This window comes from Peribacillus sp. S4 (genome assembly GCF_046715815.1).
Taxonomy (GTDB): domain Bacteria; phylum Bacillota; class Bacilli; order Bacillales; family DSM-1321; genus Peribacillus; species Peribacillus frigoritolerans.
Genome location: NZ_CP175708.1, coordinates 2,474,877 through 2,491,600 on the forward strand (window position 1 = coordinate 2,474,877; position 16,724 = coordinate 2,491,600).

At 34.7% G+C, this 16,724-nt stretch carries 14 protein-coding genes and 2 pseudogenes; 7 read left to right on the top strand and 9 right to left on the bottom strand.

Annotation, left to right across the window (positions count from 1 at the left end; all coding sequences use genetic code 11):
• Positions 1-147: 147 nt before the first annotated feature.
• The 4 genes from ACJ9PY_RS11785 to ACJ9PY_RS11800 all read right to left on the bottom strand — a co-directional run bounded on the left by ACJ9PY_RS11785 (position 148) and on the right by ACJ9PY_RS11800 (position 3,844).
• Positions 148-402 carry a hypothetical protein gene (locus tag ACJ9PY_RS11785; protein WP_411740082.1) on the bottom strand — a complete coding sequence of 85 codons (255 nt, stop codon included), beginning with the start codon at positions 400-402 and terminating at the stop codon, positions 148-150.
• Positions 396-1,154 carry a hypothetical protein gene (locus ACJ9PY_RS11790; RefSeq protein WP_411740083.1) on the bottom strand — a complete coding sequence of 253 codons (759 nt, stop codon included), beginning with the start codon at positions 1,152-1,154 and terminating at the stop codon, positions 396-398. The genes ACJ9PY_RS11785 and ACJ9PY_RS11790 overlap by 7 nt, the downstream gene beginning before the upstream one ends.
• A gap of 721 nt (positions 1,155-1,875) precedes the next feature.
• Positions 1,876-2,727, bottom strand: coding sequence for a hypothetical protein (locus tag ACJ9PY_RS11795; RefSeq protein WP_411740084.1), 852 nt, complete (start codon positions 2,725-2,727; stop codon positions 1,876-1,878).
• A gap of 700 nt (positions 2,728-3,427) precedes the next feature.
• Positions 3,428-3,844 (bottom strand): MarR family winged helix-turn-helix transcriptional regulator, encoded by a 417-nt coding sequence (locus ACJ9PY_RS11800; RefSeq protein WP_230163446.1) that lies wholly within the window; start codon positions 3,842-3,844, stop codon positions 3,428-3,430.
• Positions 3,845-4,314: 470 nt separating this feature from the next.
• On the opposite strand from ACJ9PY_RS11800, the gene ACJ9PY_RS11805 reads away from it, so the two are divergent.
• The 3 genes from ACJ9PY_RS11805 to ACJ9PY_RS11815 all read left to right on the top strand — a co-directional run bounded on the left by ACJ9PY_RS11805 (position 4,315) and on the right by ACJ9PY_RS11815 (position 7,456).
• Positions 4,315-5,316 (top strand): LLM class flavin-dependent oxidoreductase, encoded by a 1,002-nt coding sequence (locus ACJ9PY_RS11805; protein ID WP_230163408.1) that lies wholly within the window; start codon positions 4,315-4,317, stop codon positions 5,314-5,316.
• 206 nt (positions 5,317-5,522) lie between these two features.
• Positions 5,523-6,239 carry a hypothetical protein gene (locus ACJ9PY_RS11810; protein WP_411740267.1) on the top strand — a complete coding sequence of 239 codons (717 nt, stop codon included), beginning with the start codon at positions 5,523-5,525 and terminating at the stop codon, positions 6,237-6,239.
• A 101-nt stretch (positions 6,240-6,340) separates the two neighbouring features.
• The gene (locus ACJ9PY_RS11815) at positions 6,341-7,456 is read left to right on the top strand and encodes a M20 metallopeptidase family protein (protein WP_411740085.1); all 1,116 of its coding nucleotides are present in this window, start codon (positions 6,341-6,343) and stop codon (positions 7,454-7,456) included.
• Between the two features lie 751 nt (positions 7,457-8,207).
• Here ACJ9PY_RS11815 and ACJ9PY_RS11820 read toward each other — a convergent pair.
• Positions 8,208-8,840 carry a GntR family transcriptional regulator gene (locus ACJ9PY_RS11820; protein WP_411740268.1) on the bottom strand — a complete coding sequence of 211 codons (633 nt, stop codon included), beginning with the start codon at positions 8,838-8,840 and terminating at the stop codon, positions 8,208-8,210.
• A 338-nt stretch (positions 8,841-9,178) separates the two neighbouring features.
• Here ACJ9PY_RS11820 and ACJ9PY_RS11825 point away from each other — a divergent pair, with 338 nt between their 5' ends.
• The 4 genes from ACJ9PY_RS11825 to ACJ9PY_RS11840 all read left to right on the top strand — a co-directional run bounded on the left by ACJ9PY_RS11825 (position 9,179) and on the right by ACJ9PY_RS11840 (position 13,544).
• Complete coding sequence (locus tag ACJ9PY_RS11825) at positions 9,179-9,559, top strand: RidA family protein (RefSeq protein WP_411740086.1); 381 nt, start codon at positions 9,179-9,181, stop codon at positions 9,557-9,559.
• A 23-nt stretch (positions 9,560-9,582) separates the two neighbouring features.
• Positions 9,583-10,824, top strand: coding sequence for a diaminopropionate ammonia-lyase (gene dpaL, locus ACJ9PY_RS11830; RefSeq protein ID WP_411740087.1), 1,242 nt, complete (start codon positions 9,583-9,585; stop codon positions 10,822-10,824).
• 71 nt (positions 10,825-10,895) lie between these two features.
• Positions 10,896-12,059 (top strand): M20 aminoacylase family protein, encoded by a 1,164-nt coding sequence (locus tag ACJ9PY_RS11835; protein ID WP_411740088.1) that lies wholly within the window; start codon positions 10,896-10,898, stop codon positions 12,057-12,059.
• 174 nt (positions 12,060-12,233) lie between these two features.
• Positions 12,234-13,544: an aromatic amino acid transport family protein gene (locus ACJ9PY_RS11840; protein ID WP_411740089.1), complete on the top strand. Its 1,311-nt coding sequence runs from the start codon at positions 12,234-12,236 to the stop codon at positions 13,542-13,544.
• A 252-nt stretch (positions 13,545-13,796) separates the two neighbouring features.
• On the opposite strand, the pseudogene ACJ9PY_RS11845 reads toward ACJ9PY_RS11840, so the two are convergent.
• The 4 genes and pseudogenes from ACJ9PY_RS11845 to ACJ9PY_RS11860 all read right to left on the bottom strand — a co-directional run.
• Positions 13,797-14,751, bottom strand: a pseudogene (locus ACJ9PY_RS11845) (IS4 family transposase); the annotation flags it as partial.
• A 136-nt stretch (positions 14,752-14,887) separates the two neighbouring features.
• The gene (locus tag ACJ9PY_RS11850; protein WP_411740090.1) at positions 14,888-15,268 is read right to left on the bottom strand and encodes a RidA family protein; all 381 of its coding nucleotides are present in this window, start codon (positions 15,266-15,268) and stop codon (positions 14,888-14,890) included.
• A gap of 142 nt (positions 15,269-15,410) precedes the next feature.
• Positions 15,411-15,778 (bottom strand): annotated as a pseudogene (locus ACJ9PY_RS11855) (hypothetical protein).
• Between the two features lie 74 nt (positions 15,779-15,852).
• Positions 15,853-16,044, bottom strand: a complete 192-nt coding sequence (locus ACJ9PY_RS11860) for a tyrosine-type recombinase/integrase (RefSeq protein WP_411740091.1) — start codon at positions 16,042-16,044, stop codon at positions 15,853-15,855.
• Positions 16,045-16,724 lie beyond the last annotated feature (680 nt).

Sequence of the window (16,724 nt, forward strand, 5' to 3'; positions counted from 1 at the left end):
TCCCTCTTTGTTGTTGATGTTGGCTTTAATATCAAGTATTAAAAAAAGCGTTGCTGATGGCAATGCTCTTTTTTACTGTTGTTGGGGTAATTTACGCGCAGATGAACATCCGCTCTTTTAGCAGCTAATCCAAACTTAGCCGCATGTTTAAAGCCGTGGTTTTTTAGGTCGAACCTTCTTAGATACTGTGTTAAGATCCAGATATGCGGAAAAATCTCGTTTTATTTTTGCTAGGTAGGATGCTTTGTTGAGTGAAAAATCATACATTTTATCGACAAAATAAGATTCATCATCGTAAATGACACTATCAGCAATGTAATATTCATTTATATTTTCTACTAACATATCTGGATTCCTGACTAAAGCAGCTTCCATAATTTCTTCTTCATTATTCTCTAACATTTCTTTGCCAGCTTAGTTATCGTTTCCGTATAGAAAATTTCATCATAAAAGATTGTGTCTTCAGGTAAGTCCCAGCCAAACAAAGAACCAAACTCTTCTTCTACCCCTGAATTGGTAACTTTAGATTCTAGAAAACTTTCAATTTTTACCGCGTACACGTTGCTTGAAACTTTATTTAGACGCTCTATGACCCAATTTAAATGTTTTATGATTTCAGCCTCTTTATCAAAACAAATGTAATTTAAATAATCATTATATTCATCACCATTAGGTAGAAAGGATTCAATATGCCAGCCAGGATCCATTTCAAACAATGGGATATAATATTTCCCAGCATTGCAAATCGCACCAATGTATTCATTTCTTTCTAATGCTACTTTGATAAGATTCTTAAGGTTTTCCTCTCGCTCTGTTATTTGCTTATGGTCATATACTTTATTTAAATCAAATTTTATATTGTATTTTTCTCGGTACTGTGTAAAATCTTGAGATTTTAATATTAAATTAAATACCTTTTCTGACAAAGACGCATTGTAATAGAACTCTGGGTCAGGTGATTTTACCGTTTTATTAGAAAACACAGCTTTCTCCGGATCAATCTTGTAGATTACACTATTAAAGATATATTTATTACCCTCCCTTGCTATTGTCGCCCAATTTTTAGTGATGTTATTATCTCGGTCTAAATCAAATTTAACCGTATAAAATTTGCCTTTCTTATTTTGTTTAACAACTAAATTTTTAATATCCATTTTTTTCAACACCTCTAATCTAATAAAGAAAAAAAGCATATTTTTAATGACAAAGAGAGAAGGTTTATGTTTCAGAACCGCTAACAATGACCTAAGATATGCTCCTGAAAATGGGAATTTTAAGTTCGCGTTGTTTTTAAAGCTTAAGACACGCAATAGGTACAACTATTGGTGACGTAATTTATGATTAGGATTCATTAATTACTGCTCTAACTATACTCATAATAATGGCTTATTGAATAAATTCCTCATTTTTTTCTCTCTTTATATCATTAGAGTAAACGGATGCGTTGTTGAATCGGAGCTGTCTTTAAGGCAGCTTTTACTTATTCAACTAAAAGACGGATTAGTGCAATATCTTGAAAGTAATTATTGTTTTTTCGACGATGTTGTTGAGTGAAGGAACTCTGTATTTTCTCAGCCGGATACTTCAACATAATATCGAAGAGTTCATAAAGATGTGGATATAACATAAGGCAAAAATTTTGGTCAAAGGGAAGATGTAGTTGTCGAATTTGTTGCAACTGCATGTTTATGTATTATGTGAAGGGTTACACTTAAACTAACTGGTGAATTAGTTTATTTAAAAGAAAAAAGGAGAGTACATATTATACATGACAAATATGTACTCTCCTTTTTATAGTTAGGTCTTTATAACTTAAGCTTAGTAATAAAATCACCAGTTTCAACATCGTTTCAACTTTCCGGCTCTAATCTTTAACTAATATTTCTCTAGTTCTTTTACCTTTAGACCGCCTTTAAATTTAACGTTTTCTAAAACAAGAGGGTTTTCCATATTTGATTTTGATTCAATTACTCTATATTTTGGAGTTATTATCTTATTATCTAAATCAATAGGAGCGACAATTAAATTCTCTTTATCTTTTCCTACTACAACAAAAGTAGAACTTTTTTCATGTATTATTATGTAGTCTTCAGTTCTTTCAGCTTCAGTTTCCCCAAAAGTATAGAAAACCAAAAAAATTCCATATAAAGAACATATAATTATAATCCAATTAAAATAAGGAATACTACTCCAAATAGAAAATAGAGTGTTATAAAATTTGCTGACTAATTCTTTTATCTTTGTTATTATCTTTCTGTATACCCAAAAATTGTCATATAAGGAATAATGTATAAGTAGTGTAATGGAGTAATATATATATAACATCCAGTTAATTGGTTTTTCTATATTAGTAATGTATTTAAACACAATTGATAAAGCGAATGGTATAGCAACAAGATTAATAATTATTCTAAAATTTTTATCTTCTACTTCCAAAGCAAAAATTACTACGAGAGTAATAGACATATATACAATTGTAAATACTATTATAGCCGCGGTAAAACCATAAACTGTTTGAATAATGTCAGTAGGTGTTATATCACTTGGTGATATAATACCTAATTTATAATAATTCATATAACCCTGCTTATATGCATAAGAAAAACCAGTTAAAATAGCTATGAGTATTGCTGTATCTTTAAAAATATTTATATTTTTAAAAATGTCTATTATACTTCTATTTTTAAATACATTCCCTGAAATAGCATTCGTAACAGTATCAACCATTTGGTTTTTAGTGTTTATATCTTACCACCTCGTTTTATCCTAATCTTTACCAGTGTTTATTATTACCCTTAAGGTCTATAAAAAAACCATTAAAGTGCTGAATTTAAATTTATTTCTATCTTAAGAACATCCATAATAGTTTATTTTCCAACGTCATTTCTTCCTATTAATATATTCATTCCTTCATTAGAGTCTATTTTTGCTTCCCACCTAGGCGTATATTTAGTAAAATGTTCATAAGAAAAATTACCCATTTAGATTATAATAAATATTCTTTATGCTAACAGACATTTTGGGGAGCTTTTAGTATTAATAAAAATCGTTGATAAGGCGAGTAAACTGCCAAGTGGCAGCTTTTCTTTAACTAAAGATGTTTGCTTCATGATGAAACCGTTCCTCCTTAATAAATAGAATTAAATTAAATGAACCTCTCTATTTATATAGAGAAAGTAATGCTAATCCATAGAAAGCCATCTTTCTTTTCAAAAGAATACTGCCACATCGGAAACATGCAATGGGATTGTTTAGTTCCTAGTGTGTTTTAGCTTATATGGACTGAATAATTCTTATGCGGCATATAATTCCCTATGAGATCCATTATATGCGTGCGCATGCATATAGTATTAAACGTTATGCTACCTTTGATCAAATAAAAAAAGACCCTATCCGAATTTAGGGCTTTGAAAAATCATTGATATGGCTATAGTTTATTTATGAGTTTTAGCAATTCTTGTTTATTACTATTTTCAGAAGAAGCAGCGAGAAAAACTTGATTAAATGTTTCGATACATTCCTTTACTGCTTCTTCACCTTTTGTAGTCAAACTAGTATAAACACCACGAAGATCGTCTTCACAAGCACTTCTTTGTAATGTCTGACAACTTCTTGCTTCTAGTCTAGTCACAAGCCTAGAAACAGCACTTTGACTTAGTCCAACCAAGTCAGGTAGATCTTGCAGTCTCAATCTTTTATTGTATGCTAGAGATAAATAATAAAGCACATAAAACTCTTTCAAGGTTAAATCATATTTTTCTTGAAATACTGCTTCGAGTTCATTGTTTATTTTCATTTGAATATGTGTAAGGGATAACCAATTATCCAAAAGTTCGTTATTCATAATAAGATTCTCCTTTTCTATAAAATGAAGACCTTTGATTATCGTATTGTACTGGGTTATATAAAAATCCATGTGAAATATGATACCATTTGCTTTGTTTTTAGTCCATGTTGTTTATTCTGAGCTTTTTAGGTAGTTTTTTGTTCAAATGGCTTAAAAGAAATCGTTGACATTGTTTTTTATCCATGATAGGGTTTAACCATCAATTATATGCGTACGCATGCATTTAAATATTTGAGTGAGGGATTCACTTCCCCGTCACTTATATCATTTATATATTCATTAAAGTTATCAAGTAAGCACTTTTTCTCCAATGTCAAGTCAGTATCTTTGTGAAATTTCTTCATCATTTAAACAGGTATTCAAAAAATCACCACCAAAGATTCACTGTGGTCCTAAGTATACAGTTTCATTCTAAACCTGTTATTGACTATAGTGATATATTTTGATTTAGAAAGGGAGCCAATGAAATGACAAATATAAATATACCGGTTTCTGTCTTAAACCTTTCCCCGATTCGTCAAGGACAGGAACCTAAGGATGCAATTGATGCAATGGTTGATTTAGCAAAAGCTACGGAGGAAATGGGATATAATCGCTATTGGATTGCAGAACATCATAATACTCCTACACTTGTAAGTTCAGCTACCTCCATTTTAATTAAGCATACATTGGAGCATACGAAAACCATCCGTGTTGGATCTGGCGGGGTTATGCTGCCTAATCATTCTCCATTAGTCGTTGCCGAACAATTTGGAACGATGGCAACCATCTATCCAAACCGTTTGGACTTAGGACTTGGAAGAGCACCTGGAACTGATATGATGACGGCAAGTGCGTTAAGACGTTCACAGAAAGATTCAGTTTATACATTTCCTAATGACGTAAATTCCTTGCTTACATACTTTGGACCTGAAGAAAAACAGGGTTATGTCAAAGCGTATCCAGGTGTTGGTACTAAAATCCCATTATATATTTTGGGGTCATCGACAGATTCGGCGTATTTAGCTGCTCAATTAGGGTTGCCGTATGTGTTTGCCTCACACTTTGCACCTAGGCATATGGAGGAAGCCATCTCGATTTATCGAAATCGATTCCAACCTTCTGACTATCTTGATACTCCATACATGATGGTTTGTTTAAATGTGATTGCAACTGAAACAGATGAGGAAGCGAAAAGAGAATCAACAACGATGCAACAATTTTTCCTAAATGTAGTACGAGGTACACAATTTCCATTGCAGCCACCAGTAGATAGCATGGATAACCTATGGAGCGAACCTGAGAAAGAAATGGCTTCCTCGATGACCAGTGTAGCGTTATTGGGAAGTAAAGAGACAGTAAGAGCACAATTAATAAATTTCCAAGAGAAGTATAATGTAGATGAAATAATGGCTGTTTCCTATATCTTTAATCCTGAGAAACAAAAGCGGTCATATCAAATCTTTAAGGAAATTGTTGAAGGTAAATAAATAGCAGGAAAACACCTCTGTTATGGAGTTAAGGGGGGATGGTATCGCGTTATCTTTTAAATTAAATTGTATTTTTTATATAACAGACGTTAAAGCCGTGGTTTAGTAAATGTGATCACGGCTTTTTCTGTTTGCCTTAATTTACTTAATATGTGACGAAATACGCTTGAACGATAACGTTCTTTAATCCATAAAGGATTAAGGCTATTAATACGATTTTCATCCGGATATTAATTTTTTATGCTGGTTCTGTAACAATCATGGGATTGGTTGTTCCATACGGAAATGTAAGCGTTTTAAGCAATGGCTATGCAGGCTTATTTGGATTGGCAGGAATACCAGGTGCGGCTGCGATCATGAATATCGTCATTCTGACATCTTTGGCTTCCGCTGGAAACTCCATTGTATATTTACTCAGCAGAACGCTAGTTGCATTATCAAAAGAGGGGAAAGCACCGAGAGCATTGGGCAAAATAAACAAACGCGGGATTCCAATGAATGCGGTTCTTCTCACTTTGTTCCTTGGCCAGGTTTCTCTGATTACGAACTTCGTTTCCCCGGAAAAAGTGTTCGTTTGGCTAATTTCTATCGCTGGTTTCAATACACTGCTTGGCTGGTTTGCTAGTTTCCTCTCCCACTATAAGTTTAGAAAATGGCTGGTGGCACATGGCGGATCTGTGGACAAGCTAAAGTTTAAAATGGGTATTTATCCGGTTCCGACTATCATTTGTTTATTGGTTTTAGTTGCTATTGCCATTTACACAGCATACAGTCCTGGTACAAGATTTTCATTCTATATCGGCGCACCCCTGCTAGTGTTGTATTTTATTATTGGTACCTACTTGAATAAAAAAGGAAAACTCCAAGAACCAAATTATAGGCTATTCTTAGAATCGCACATAAATGAAACAGAAATAAAATAATGAATATTGGTGGTCATAACACATTAAAATACATTAATAATTTCTCTAGTAATCTATTTGATTAGTAAGGGATTTACCGTGAATTATAGGAGGCAGTGATATTGGAAAAGAAAAATCTTGAATTGGCGGTACAACTGCGCCATGAGCTTCATGCCCATCCAGAATTATCAAACCATGAAGTCTGGACCAAACAGCATTTAATCGAATTCCTTAAAGCAAACACAAATCTTGAAATCGTTGACAGGGGACTTTGGTTCTATGCTATCTATCGCTCCAAAGTTGGAAGAAGAAACATAGCTTTCCGTGCGGGCTTCGATGCTCTTCCAATTGAGGAAACCATTGATCTTCCATATGGTTCCCAAGTCCCTGGGGTTTCTCACAAATGTGGACATGACGGTCACTCTGCAACCCTTTGCGGTTTCGCTTTGGAAATTAATCGGAAGGGGTGTGACAATAACGTGTTCTTCCTATTCCAGCACGCAGAGGAAACAGGTGATGGCGCAGCTGAGTGTTCGGTCTTCATCAAGGAAAACAACATTGATGAAATCTTTGGCTGGCATAATATGAGCGGTATTAAAAAAAATACTGTCCATGTAATTGATGGAACAGCACAATGCGCATCCAAGGGTATGTCCATCTATATGGAAGGTGTTCCTTCTCACACCAGCGAACCGGAGAAAGGAATAAATCCAGCTTTCGCAATGGCTAAGGTAATCGATACCATTCCAGGATTCATTGATCCTGCAATCAATAAAGGTATCGTTCTATGCACTGTCGTTCAAGTAGACATTGGTGCAAAAGCATTTGGAGTAAATGCCAGTAAGGGTGCATTGAGAATGACGATTCGAGCACTTTACGAGGAAGAGATGGATAGGCTTCAGAAGAATATTGAAGATGTTGCGAAGGTTGAAGCAGAGAAGTATGGACTGAAGGTGAGTTTTGAATACCAGGATGAATTCCCGGAAACTTTGAATCATAAAGAAAGCTCTGATAAGATTCGACAGGTCTGTAAAGAAAAAGGCATTACGATGGCTGAGCTGACGGAGGCGTTCCGTGCTTCAGAAGATTTCGGTTATTACACGAAACTCACAAAAGGTTCATACTGTTATATTGGAAACGGAGAAGACTATCCGAACCTGCACAGCTACGAGTATAACTTCCAAGATGATCTCATCGAAACGGGAGTGGAACTGTTCAAAGGACTTGCTGAGTTATAAAAGATAGTTAGACTGAATCACTTACATAGGCAAAGAAGTTAGCGTGAGAATTGTTCAAGCTAACTTCTCATTCAACTCGCCTGTACGGTGTGAAGTGTGGGAAAAGCTGGCGATAACGTCAAAAGCTTACCTATCACTATCATAAGTTCAATAGCTTTTTACTAACGATCAGTTTAATAGAAGAAAAACACCCTAGGTGCCAAAAAGGTGCCGATATCGATATTTTTATATATTGTTGAGTGAATATTCTAGTGAGGAACAAATGTTTCATTGTGTGATTTAATTAAGGTTAAATTGTATGATGTTTTCATGTAAAACCACACAATCTATGGGCAACATGATTTTATTAACCTGATGTTATAAAGTGATTTTTAATACCTTATATTTCAGGAGAGTATATGAGTTGCCTTAAATAACATATAAATAATGCAAAAATCGAGGATGTTTCCAAAAGATTGAATAACTTTTGTGAATCATCCTTTTTCACTATTCCATTAAAGGGCCATTTAATTGAGTAAGTGTTGGGGGTAACAAAGGTGTTTTTAATTACATCACCTAGAACCAAATTACATTCCCTGAATTAATAACTTTAGAAATTCCATAAGCATGACTCTGTTTGTAGAACTAATAAAAATAAGCTGGAGAGTTCGAGAACCTGAAAAAGATTCTCGAACTCTCCAGCTTATTTGCTTTCACCAACAGCTATTTTTTATTTTCAGTAAATGTCTGTGCACTCTTTTTAATACGCTGATTATTCATCATTTTCAGAATTTATCCGAATGCGATTTAAGCTATTTTTCCAGTTTGCTTTTATTGCATCTATCGCACGATTTAAATCCTGTTTTTTTATTGCATCTATTATCTGTTGGTGTTCAGTATAGGATGTATTCTTGGTATCAGTCTGACTGAAATAATGTATCTCTATTCTTTGAATCCTTACTTTTAAACTTGAGAGTAACTTTGGTAACTCTAGATTATTTGACAGTTGAATAATTTTATTATGAAATTCATTATCTGCCTGAAGTGCTGCAAAAATATCCCCTATATGAATAGTTTTATTGAAATTTTCGTTAAGTTGTTCCAATTCTTCTATATCCTTTGCAGAAATGTGAGGAAGTGCCTGTTCCATCGCCAAACATTCTAGTGCCGATACAATGGAATAGATATTTTTAGCCTCTGTTAAATCGATTGGAGATACTAAAGTCCACCTATTGGCTTTCGTTATCACAAGTCCATCATTTTCTAACCTAAGTAAAGCTTCCCTAATAGGGGTACGACTAATTCCCAGTTGTTCAGACAAATCCAAATCTCTTAATTTTGTACCAGGTTCCAGTTCTCCGGTTACAATCCAATTTCGGAGCTTATTATATACTTCATCCTTCATAAACGTGCGTTTTATTTTAGTTTCATTCTTCTTCAAAGTCAATTTTGAGCACCTCTTCTATGAGACGATTCTTTAATATGTAATATACCACATTAAACTCAAAATTTATAGGCCTGGAACAGTATAGGAAAGGGAGTGCATCTCCTATCCAATATTGAAAAGTTGTGTGTAGGGACAAAAAAAATATTTACTAATATGTAAAGTGTGATATATTACATATATAAGGTTAGAAAAACACGCGAATTATTCCATTTTGGAAGCGTCTACATTAACATGTTCTTTTCATTTTCAATATTAAACTCGATATTCTATCAAAAAATCGAAGGAGGAACTAATTTATGATAAAAGAAGTAATCTCTACAACAAATGCACCTGGAGCTATTGGACCCTATTCTCAAGCAATTAAAAAGGGTAATTCTATTTTTGTTTCAGGTCAACTCCCTGTAAATCCTCAAACTGGCGAAATGCCAGAGGATATAAAAGAACAAACAAAACAATCTTTAAATAATGTAAAAGAAATATTAGAGGCAGCTGGAGCTTCTTTAGTAGATGTAGTAAAGACTACCGTATTTTTAAAAGATTTATCAAATTTTTCTGAGGTTAATGAAATATATGGGGAATTTTTCACTGAAAATTATCCTGCTAGATGTTGTGTCGAGGTATCTAAGTTACCTAAAGATGCAGGTGTAGAAATAGAGGTCATCGCAATTTTAGAATAAAACATTTTATGAGGGAGATAACAATGGGAAATTTAACAGAAGTAAAAACTGAAATTAAATATATTGTAAATGAAAATACAAGAAAAACAGATATTGAGAAGGCATCAGCAGGATTTATTAATAGGGAAGTAGTTGAAAAGGTAAGAAATTTTCATAAAAGCTTTCCAGAGTATGAAGTAACTCCACTTCAAAGATTAGATGAGTTGTCTAAACAATTAGGAGTTAGCAATATATGGGTGAAAGATGAATCTTATCGATTTGGACTTAATGCTTTTAAAGTATTGGGTGGTTCCTATGCTGTTGGTAAATATTTAGCAGAAAAATTAAACGTCGATATTTCAGAGCTTTCTTTTGAAAAACTAAGAAGTAAAGAAGTAAAAGAGAAACTTGGAGATATTACTTTTGTAACTGCAACTGATGGAAACCATGGAAGGGGATTAGCTTGGGCTGTAAACCGGCTAGGACAAAAATCAGTAGTTTATATGCCAAAAGGGTCTTCAGAAATAAGATTAAACAATATACGAAAAGAAGGGTCAGAAGCTTCTATAACAGATTTGAACTATGATGATACAGTTAGGCTGGCAAGCCAGAAGGCTAAAGAAAATGGCTGGGTATTGGTACAGGATACAGCCTGGGATGGATATGAAAAGATTCCAACTTGGATTATGCAGGGTTATGGAACGATCCTGGATGAAGCAATGGAACAGATTGTAGAAGCTGGTGTTGACCGACCGACGCATGTGTTTTTACAAGCTGGAGTTGGATCTTTTGCTGGCAGTATGCTCGGATATCTAGTAGAGAAATTTGGAGATGAACGTCCTATAACAGTTATTGTCGAGCCAGATAAAGCTGCCTGCCTATACAAATCTATGAATGTGGGTGACGGAGAGCCCCATTCTGTAACGGGTTCTTTGAATACGATTATGGCAGGTTTAGCATGCGGGGAACCAAGTACATCTTCTTGGGGTATTTTAAAAGATTATGCAGAGGTTTTTGTTTCTTGTCCAGATTATGTAGCCGCACGAGGTATGCGAATTCTTGCAAACCCATTAGGTTTTGACCCCCATATTATTTCAGGTGAGTCTGGTGCAGTTGGTATGGGTTTAGTTAGTCTATTGGATGAAAATAGAAAGCTAAAGGATATGAAGAATACATTAAAACTGAATCAGGATTCAAAAATTCTTATCATCAGCACAGAAGGTGACACTGATCCGAATCATTATAGAAAAGTAGTATGGGATGGGGCATATCCATCCATATTATAAATTTCGACAAATTCAAAAGACTTTTTAAAAGATTAGGATCATAAAAATATTTAATGTGGGGTGAAATGAATATGAAAAACGAAAATTTCGAAAAACAGCTGACTGAATGGAGGCAATATCTCCATATGCATCCTGAAAGCGCTTTTGAAGAAAGAAATACATCTGAATTTGTTGCTAAAATATTAACTGAAATTGGATTAGAGGTTCACAGAAATATTGGTGGTGCTGGAATCGTTGCTAGTTTTAAAGTGGGTGATGGTCCAGACATTATCGGTCTCAGAGCAGATATGGATGCAATTAACCTAACAGAGGAGGGGATACATCCATACACCTCTAAGAATCCGGGTAAAATGCATGCGTGCGGTCATGATGGACATACTGCAACATTATTGGGTGCAGCTAAGTTATTAACGGAGCGCAAAAATTTTAATGGGACGGTTAGATTTATTTTTCAACCTGCCGAGGAAATTGGTAAAGGTGCTATTGCAATGATACAAGACGGACTTTTTGAACGTTTTCCAGTAGATGAGATTTATGGAATTCACAATATGCCAGGCAAGCCTGCAGGTTCAATCTCAACTCGTGTTGGTGGATTTATGGCTAGTGAGGATAACTTTGTGATCCATATCAAGGGGCAAGGTGGACATGCTTCAATGCCTCATATGAGTAAAGATCCGATCATTATTGCATCTGAAATTGTTCTTGCTTTGCAGACCATAATATCGCGTAATATGGATCCTGTTGTTCCTGCCGTCGTTTCAATCACTGAATTTATTACGGATGGGATTCGAAATGCGATTCCTTCGAACGTAGTGATTAAAGGAGATACTAGAAGTTATAATTCAGAGGTACAAAGGTTGTTAGAAGATAGGATGCGAACTATTAGTGAGGGGCTTTGTAAAATAAATGGGGCAGAATGTCACTTTGAATATACTCATGAATTCGCACCAACTGTTAACTCCGCAAACTGTGTTGATATTGCGGTAAAAGCAGCCCGAAATGTTGTTGGCGAAAATAATGTCGATGCAAATGCTCCACAACTTATGGGATCTGAAGATTTTGGTGTTTTTTCACAGAAGATTCCTGGTTGCTTTGTATTTATAGGAAATGGTGACGATTCTGAAGGAGTAGGCAATGTTCCACTTCATAACTCATTCTATGACTTTAATGATAAGATATTAACTATTGGAGCGGAATATTTAGCAGAGTTAATAAAAGTCCGCATGCCAAAATAAATATTTTAATAGTTTAGAAGCTATTTTGGTACTGTATTCATGTAGGTCTCGGAATTATCTTCCCGAGGCCTAGTTAAAAAAGGTAAGTGAAAGCGGTTTCAATGTAGAAATACGATATTAATTTTTCAAGAAATATTCTGATTAATACGCCTTAATTACAAGGAGATATGATATATGTACGAAAATACAGCAGAAAATGTATCAGAAAATATCACAGTGAAAAAGGAAAAATTACCGGACCATAAAAGATGGCATAAACAAGATACGACCTGGGCTTTAAGCCTTTTTGGAACAGCCATTGGAGCAGGAGTACTCTTTTTACCTATTAATGCAGGAATAGGAGGAATTATATCCTTACTGTTCATTACCATCCTAGCCTATCCGGTCATGTACTATGGACATAGGGCGTTTGCTAAAATTATTTACTCTTCCAAAGCTGTTGATGAAGGGATTACAGGTACGATAAGAGAATATTTTGGAAATAGGGCAAGTAAAATTTTTAACTTAATATATTTCTTGATCATTTATATCATAATGCTTTTGTATGCGGTTGCTATAACAAATACTATTAGCAGTTTTATGGTAAATCAATTGCATCTTAATGAGCCGCCAAGGGCAATTTTATCACTTGTAATTGTGCTAGGTCTTATAGCTATAGTGAATTTTGGTCAAGAAATCACTATAAAAGTAATGAGCATGCTTGTGTATCCTTTTATTGCTTCTCTGATTTTTATAGGAATATATTTGATTCCACAGTGGAATATGTCAATTTTAGATGTTTCAAATATTTCTGTAGCTTCAACTGGGAAAGGTATTATAGGAATGCTCTGGTTGACTTTCCCTATCATGGTATTATCCTTTAATCATATTCCTATTATTTCTCCTTTTGTTATAAAACAGAAGGAAACTTATGGAGAAGAAGCTACTGACGCTAAATGTGCCCAAATACAAAAATACGGTTACATTTTGATATTCACTGTTGTAATGTTCTTTGTATACAGTAGTGTCTTGAGTTTATCTCCACAAGATCTTGCATTGGCTAAAGAACAGAACTTATCAATCCTTTCGTATCTTGCTAACCATTTAAATATACCTACAATCAATTATATAGCTCCTCTCATTGCTTTTATTGCCATCGTAAAGTCCTTTCTTGGCCATTATGTTGGAGGATATGAGGTAATGCGTGACATGATATTAGAGTCCAGTAGAGCTCGTGGAAAAGAATTAAGTGAAAAGGCAGTTAAGACATCGATCCTTATCTTTATGGTATTAACAGGCTGGTATGCTGCTTATGCAAATCCAAGTATTCTTGGAATGATGGAATCTATCGCCGGACCTATAGGTGCAGCTCTATTATGTATTTTACCAATGTACGCTATCCGTAAAGTTCCAGCTCTGGCTAAATACAAAGGGAAACTTAGCAATGTTTTTGTCACTGTTGTGGGTGTGATTACTGTCCTTGCCCTTTTTAAAACATTTTTCTAATTCAGTATTGTTGTATATAGTGTCGTATTTTTTTAAGCATGAAGTGTGTCCAAGGTTATCTTTTCATCTTCAGAAATCGCGCAACATCTTCATTTTGAGTACCTAATCCAGGTAAATCTTACTTCTCAACACTAATAGTGGTTTAATGTATTTCATGTTTGTGCAAATTGTTCAGCTGTCCGCTGCCATTTTCAATGGCAGCGTTTTATGTTCGAGTATGGTAACACTTAAGAGGCGCATGACAAAAAAAGAAAGATTTGTAGTATATACGTTCATTCCACTTAATCGTTTGCTTCGGTCTTTATAGGTAATGCCCTTCTTCTTTTCTTTTTTTGCTTGTTCTTTCAATCTTTTCTCTGTTTGTACCTCAGTTAGTCGATGAATAATCACTCGGGCGGATAGTTTTTGATACAGATCAATGTATGCTTCTGAAATTTCAAGTGTTTGACCAGGTTGTAATTGATTCATAAGTTCTTCCGTTTCTAACTGAATAAAGAGAGTACCTTTCTTCACAGTCCCATTCCGAAAAAACTCTGGTTCATCATTCTTAAGATATATACGAGAATTCAACTTCAAACGTGAGACATAGTAAGCACCTTCATCATTCATTTTCTGCAAGTCGTGTAAGTCGAAATACACTAAATCCCTTATGTATAAGTCTTTCGGTTGAATGGTTAGTAGACTTGTGGAAACGAAGATTTTATCATTTTCTCTCCCTTCTCCTACATAAACGTGGAGGAACTTCCCACTCAATAAGTCATTTTCAAGTTGGATTTTAACACCTGCGGTATGGCTACTTCCGCCAGAACCTTGATAATGTGAAGCAAACTTATCTGGAAGTTGAAATGTTGTAGAATCTAGAATCCAAATACATTTAAAAGTCGTGGAGTATGGATGAAGTATTTCTTGTGTTGATTGAATTCTTTGAGTTAGAAGATTAGCTAGAACTTGTTAAAGAAACTGTAGCTCAACCATTAAATCGTTGATTAAGCCCTTCGGGACTCATGAGGACACCTGTAGATGCTTCGAGACGGCTACACAATTGTGTGAATGGTGTACTCGCGACCTGTTGACTAAGCCATACACATAAAGCAATTAATTCTTGTGCTTGATATTTACTTGTACGTTGAAAAAAATAAGATGGAGATAAGTAGTTTTGAAGTTCTTGAGAAAAGAGATTCATTTCGTCTGAAACAGAAAAACTCATAGAAAACGCCATCCTTCCTGTATATTTCTACAAAAAGAATAGCGTTTTTTTCGTTATGATGATACAAATTCACCTTAGCTTGATGGCGATGGGGTGGTACCCCATAGAGCTTTTTTCACCTAGAATTTATCTACAACTAGGATCTTCTAGCTATCATTTCTATTTCAATCTGTGCACCTAGAGGTAGGGATGCTACGCCTATAGTTGTACGAGCAGGATATGGTGCAGAAAATTGTTGTACATACACTTCATTCATTGCTGCAAAGTTATCCATATTAGTTAAAAACACATTTACTTTTTCAACATCGTCAGGGACTAAACCAGCTGCTTCCAATACATTAAAAAGGTTCTTAAAGCATTGCTTTGTCTGTTTAACAATATCACCTTCTACAAGCTTTCCAGTCTGTGAGTCTATAGGGGTTTGCCCGGATAAAAATAGTAAATCCCCTGTTTCAACTGCATGTGAGTATGGGCCAACAGCAACAGCTCCATCTGCATTAAAAGCCTTTCTTGACATATAAAACTCCTCCTTTAATTATAAAATATTTATTTAGTCGCATCGTGAGATATCAGTTATACATCAACAAAAATAAGTTGTAGAATGGATAAATACAATTAATAGTGATTGTAAAATAGATTTTGATTTAAACTGAAAGCTTCTATATTGAATGCTTTTTATCTTTATCATAATTGGTGATGTACTAGAGTGTGTTAATATGCGGTCTAATACTTTTTCAGTAAATGGCATAAAGCAATTAAGTATTAGCCTCCCTAAACAAACGGTTAATAAAGTTCCCACGCCAATTGGTCCATTTAAAATCATGGCCATTATCAAGAATACGAGGTAAATGAATGTTCACGAAAAAAATATATTTGTTCAAGTTTATTCTTGCATGATTAATGTTAATCGGTCAACTGGAATCGGTGAAAGTGCATCAAAAGGTGAAGTTCCAAGGTCGGATTGTATAGTGAAAGAAATATCAAGAGTTAATATTAAAATTCCTAATTCATAAAAAACATATTTCACTTTACCGACCCCTTTATCATTATTTTTTTGTTGCAAATGCAACAAAGTTAGGTCTTTCTCCTGCTCAGAGTTGTTTATAGGGTAGACGTTGTGGTTGAAGAATGGCCAAGTTGAGTCATCATTAGTTGAATGTCTCCTGACTGTTCCATTATATTCGTCCCATAGGTATGCCTAAGTTTGTGTGGAGACATCGATTTATTAGACTTAAATGCCTTCGTGTATTTCTTTACTAGAGCCTCGATGGCGCGGTTGGAAAGAGGGGGCACTAGTCAAGAATACATAGGCCGTATCATCATTTGAACCCCTATAACGTTCCGTTCGCACAGCTAGGTAATCCTTTATGTCCTGCATAGACGGAGGAGAGACTGTCACTACATCTTTTTTTCCACCCTTACGTAACTAGTATCTTTTTTTCCTCGAAATCCAAGTCGCGTGGCCTCAGATTGGGAATGTTAATCGTCATATTTTCAAGCGGTTTCGCTTGATTTTTTAAAATGATGGTAGTGAGAGTGTCGTAATGTTCTGTATAACCCCAATATGTATTTTCGCATTCTTGGTAACAGTTAAAATCTTTAACTTTCATTTAAAGCATTGTTTTATAACTATTGGTATCGGTTTGTGCTAAAATATCAATCACACATTTTACCAGCTTATTGTTCCTGCCGTCATAGAAGTAGGAATAAAATCGAGTGGAATTTTTAAAAAAAGTGGATGGAAGGTTATTTAAGAGACTGGTGGCCTTTCTATGTTCAATATAAAGGAGTTGTTCCACCTGAATATTCAAAGCATCGGCAATCTTATAAAGAGTTACTAGATAAGGAAAGACTAAGTCCCAATGAACGGTTTTTGGTCTTTCCTTAATAAAAACAAGAATGAAAATTAGTAAACTGTTATAGAAGGAAAAATATATAAGAATAACATCAGAATGTTTGATTATGGATTTATA

What these genes read in the sequence shown, in the direction of transcription:
- ACJ9PY_RS11805 (WP_230163408.1), top strand. Translation starts at nt 4,315, where the DNA reads ATGACAAATATAAATATACCGGTTTCTGTCTTAAACCTTTCCCCGATT.
- ACJ9PY_RS11850 (WP_411740090.1), bottom strand. Translation starts at nt 15,268, where the DNA reads ATGTCAAGAAAGGCTTTTAATGCAGATGGAGCTGTTGCTGTTGGCCCA.
- ACJ9PY_RS11785 (WP_411740082.1), bottom strand. Translation starts at nt 402, where the DNA reads ATGTTAGAGAATAATGAAGAAGAAATTATGGAAGCTGCTTTAGTCAGG.
- ACJ9PY_RS11840 (WP_411740089.1), top strand. Translation starts at nt 12,234, where the DNA reads ATGTACGAAAATACAGCAGAAAATGTATCAGAAAATATCACAGTGAAA.
- dpaL (WP_411740087.1), top strand. Translation starts at nt 9,583, where the DNA reads ATGGGAAATTTAACAGAAGTAAAAACTGAAATTAAATATATTGTAAAT.
- ACJ9PY_RS11835 (WP_411740088.1), top strand. Translation starts at nt 10,896, where the DNA reads ATGAAAAACGAAAATTTCGAAAAACAGCTGACTGAATGGAGGCAATAT.
- ACJ9PY_RS11790 (WP_411740083.1), bottom strand. Translation starts at nt 1,154, where the DNA reads ATGGATATTAAAAATTTAGTTGTTAAACAAAATAAGAAAGGCAAATTT.
- ACJ9PY_RS11820 (WP_411740268.1), bottom strand. Translation starts at nt 8,840, where the DNA reads ATGAAGGATGAAGTATATAATAAGCTCCGAAATTGGATTGTAACCGGA.
- ACJ9PY_RS11825 (WP_411740086.1), top strand. Translation starts at nt 9,179, where the DNA reads ATGATAAAAGAAGTAATCTCTACAACAAATGCACCTGGAGCTATTGGA.
- ACJ9PY_RS11795 (WP_411740084.1), bottom strand. Translation starts at nt 2,727, where the DNA reads ATGGTTGATACTGTTACGAATGCTATTTCAGGGAATGTATTTAAAAAT.
- ACJ9PY_RS11800 (WP_230163446.1), bottom strand. Translation starts at nt 3,844, where the DNA reads ATGAATAACGAACTTTTGGATAATTGGTTATCCCTTACACATATTCAA.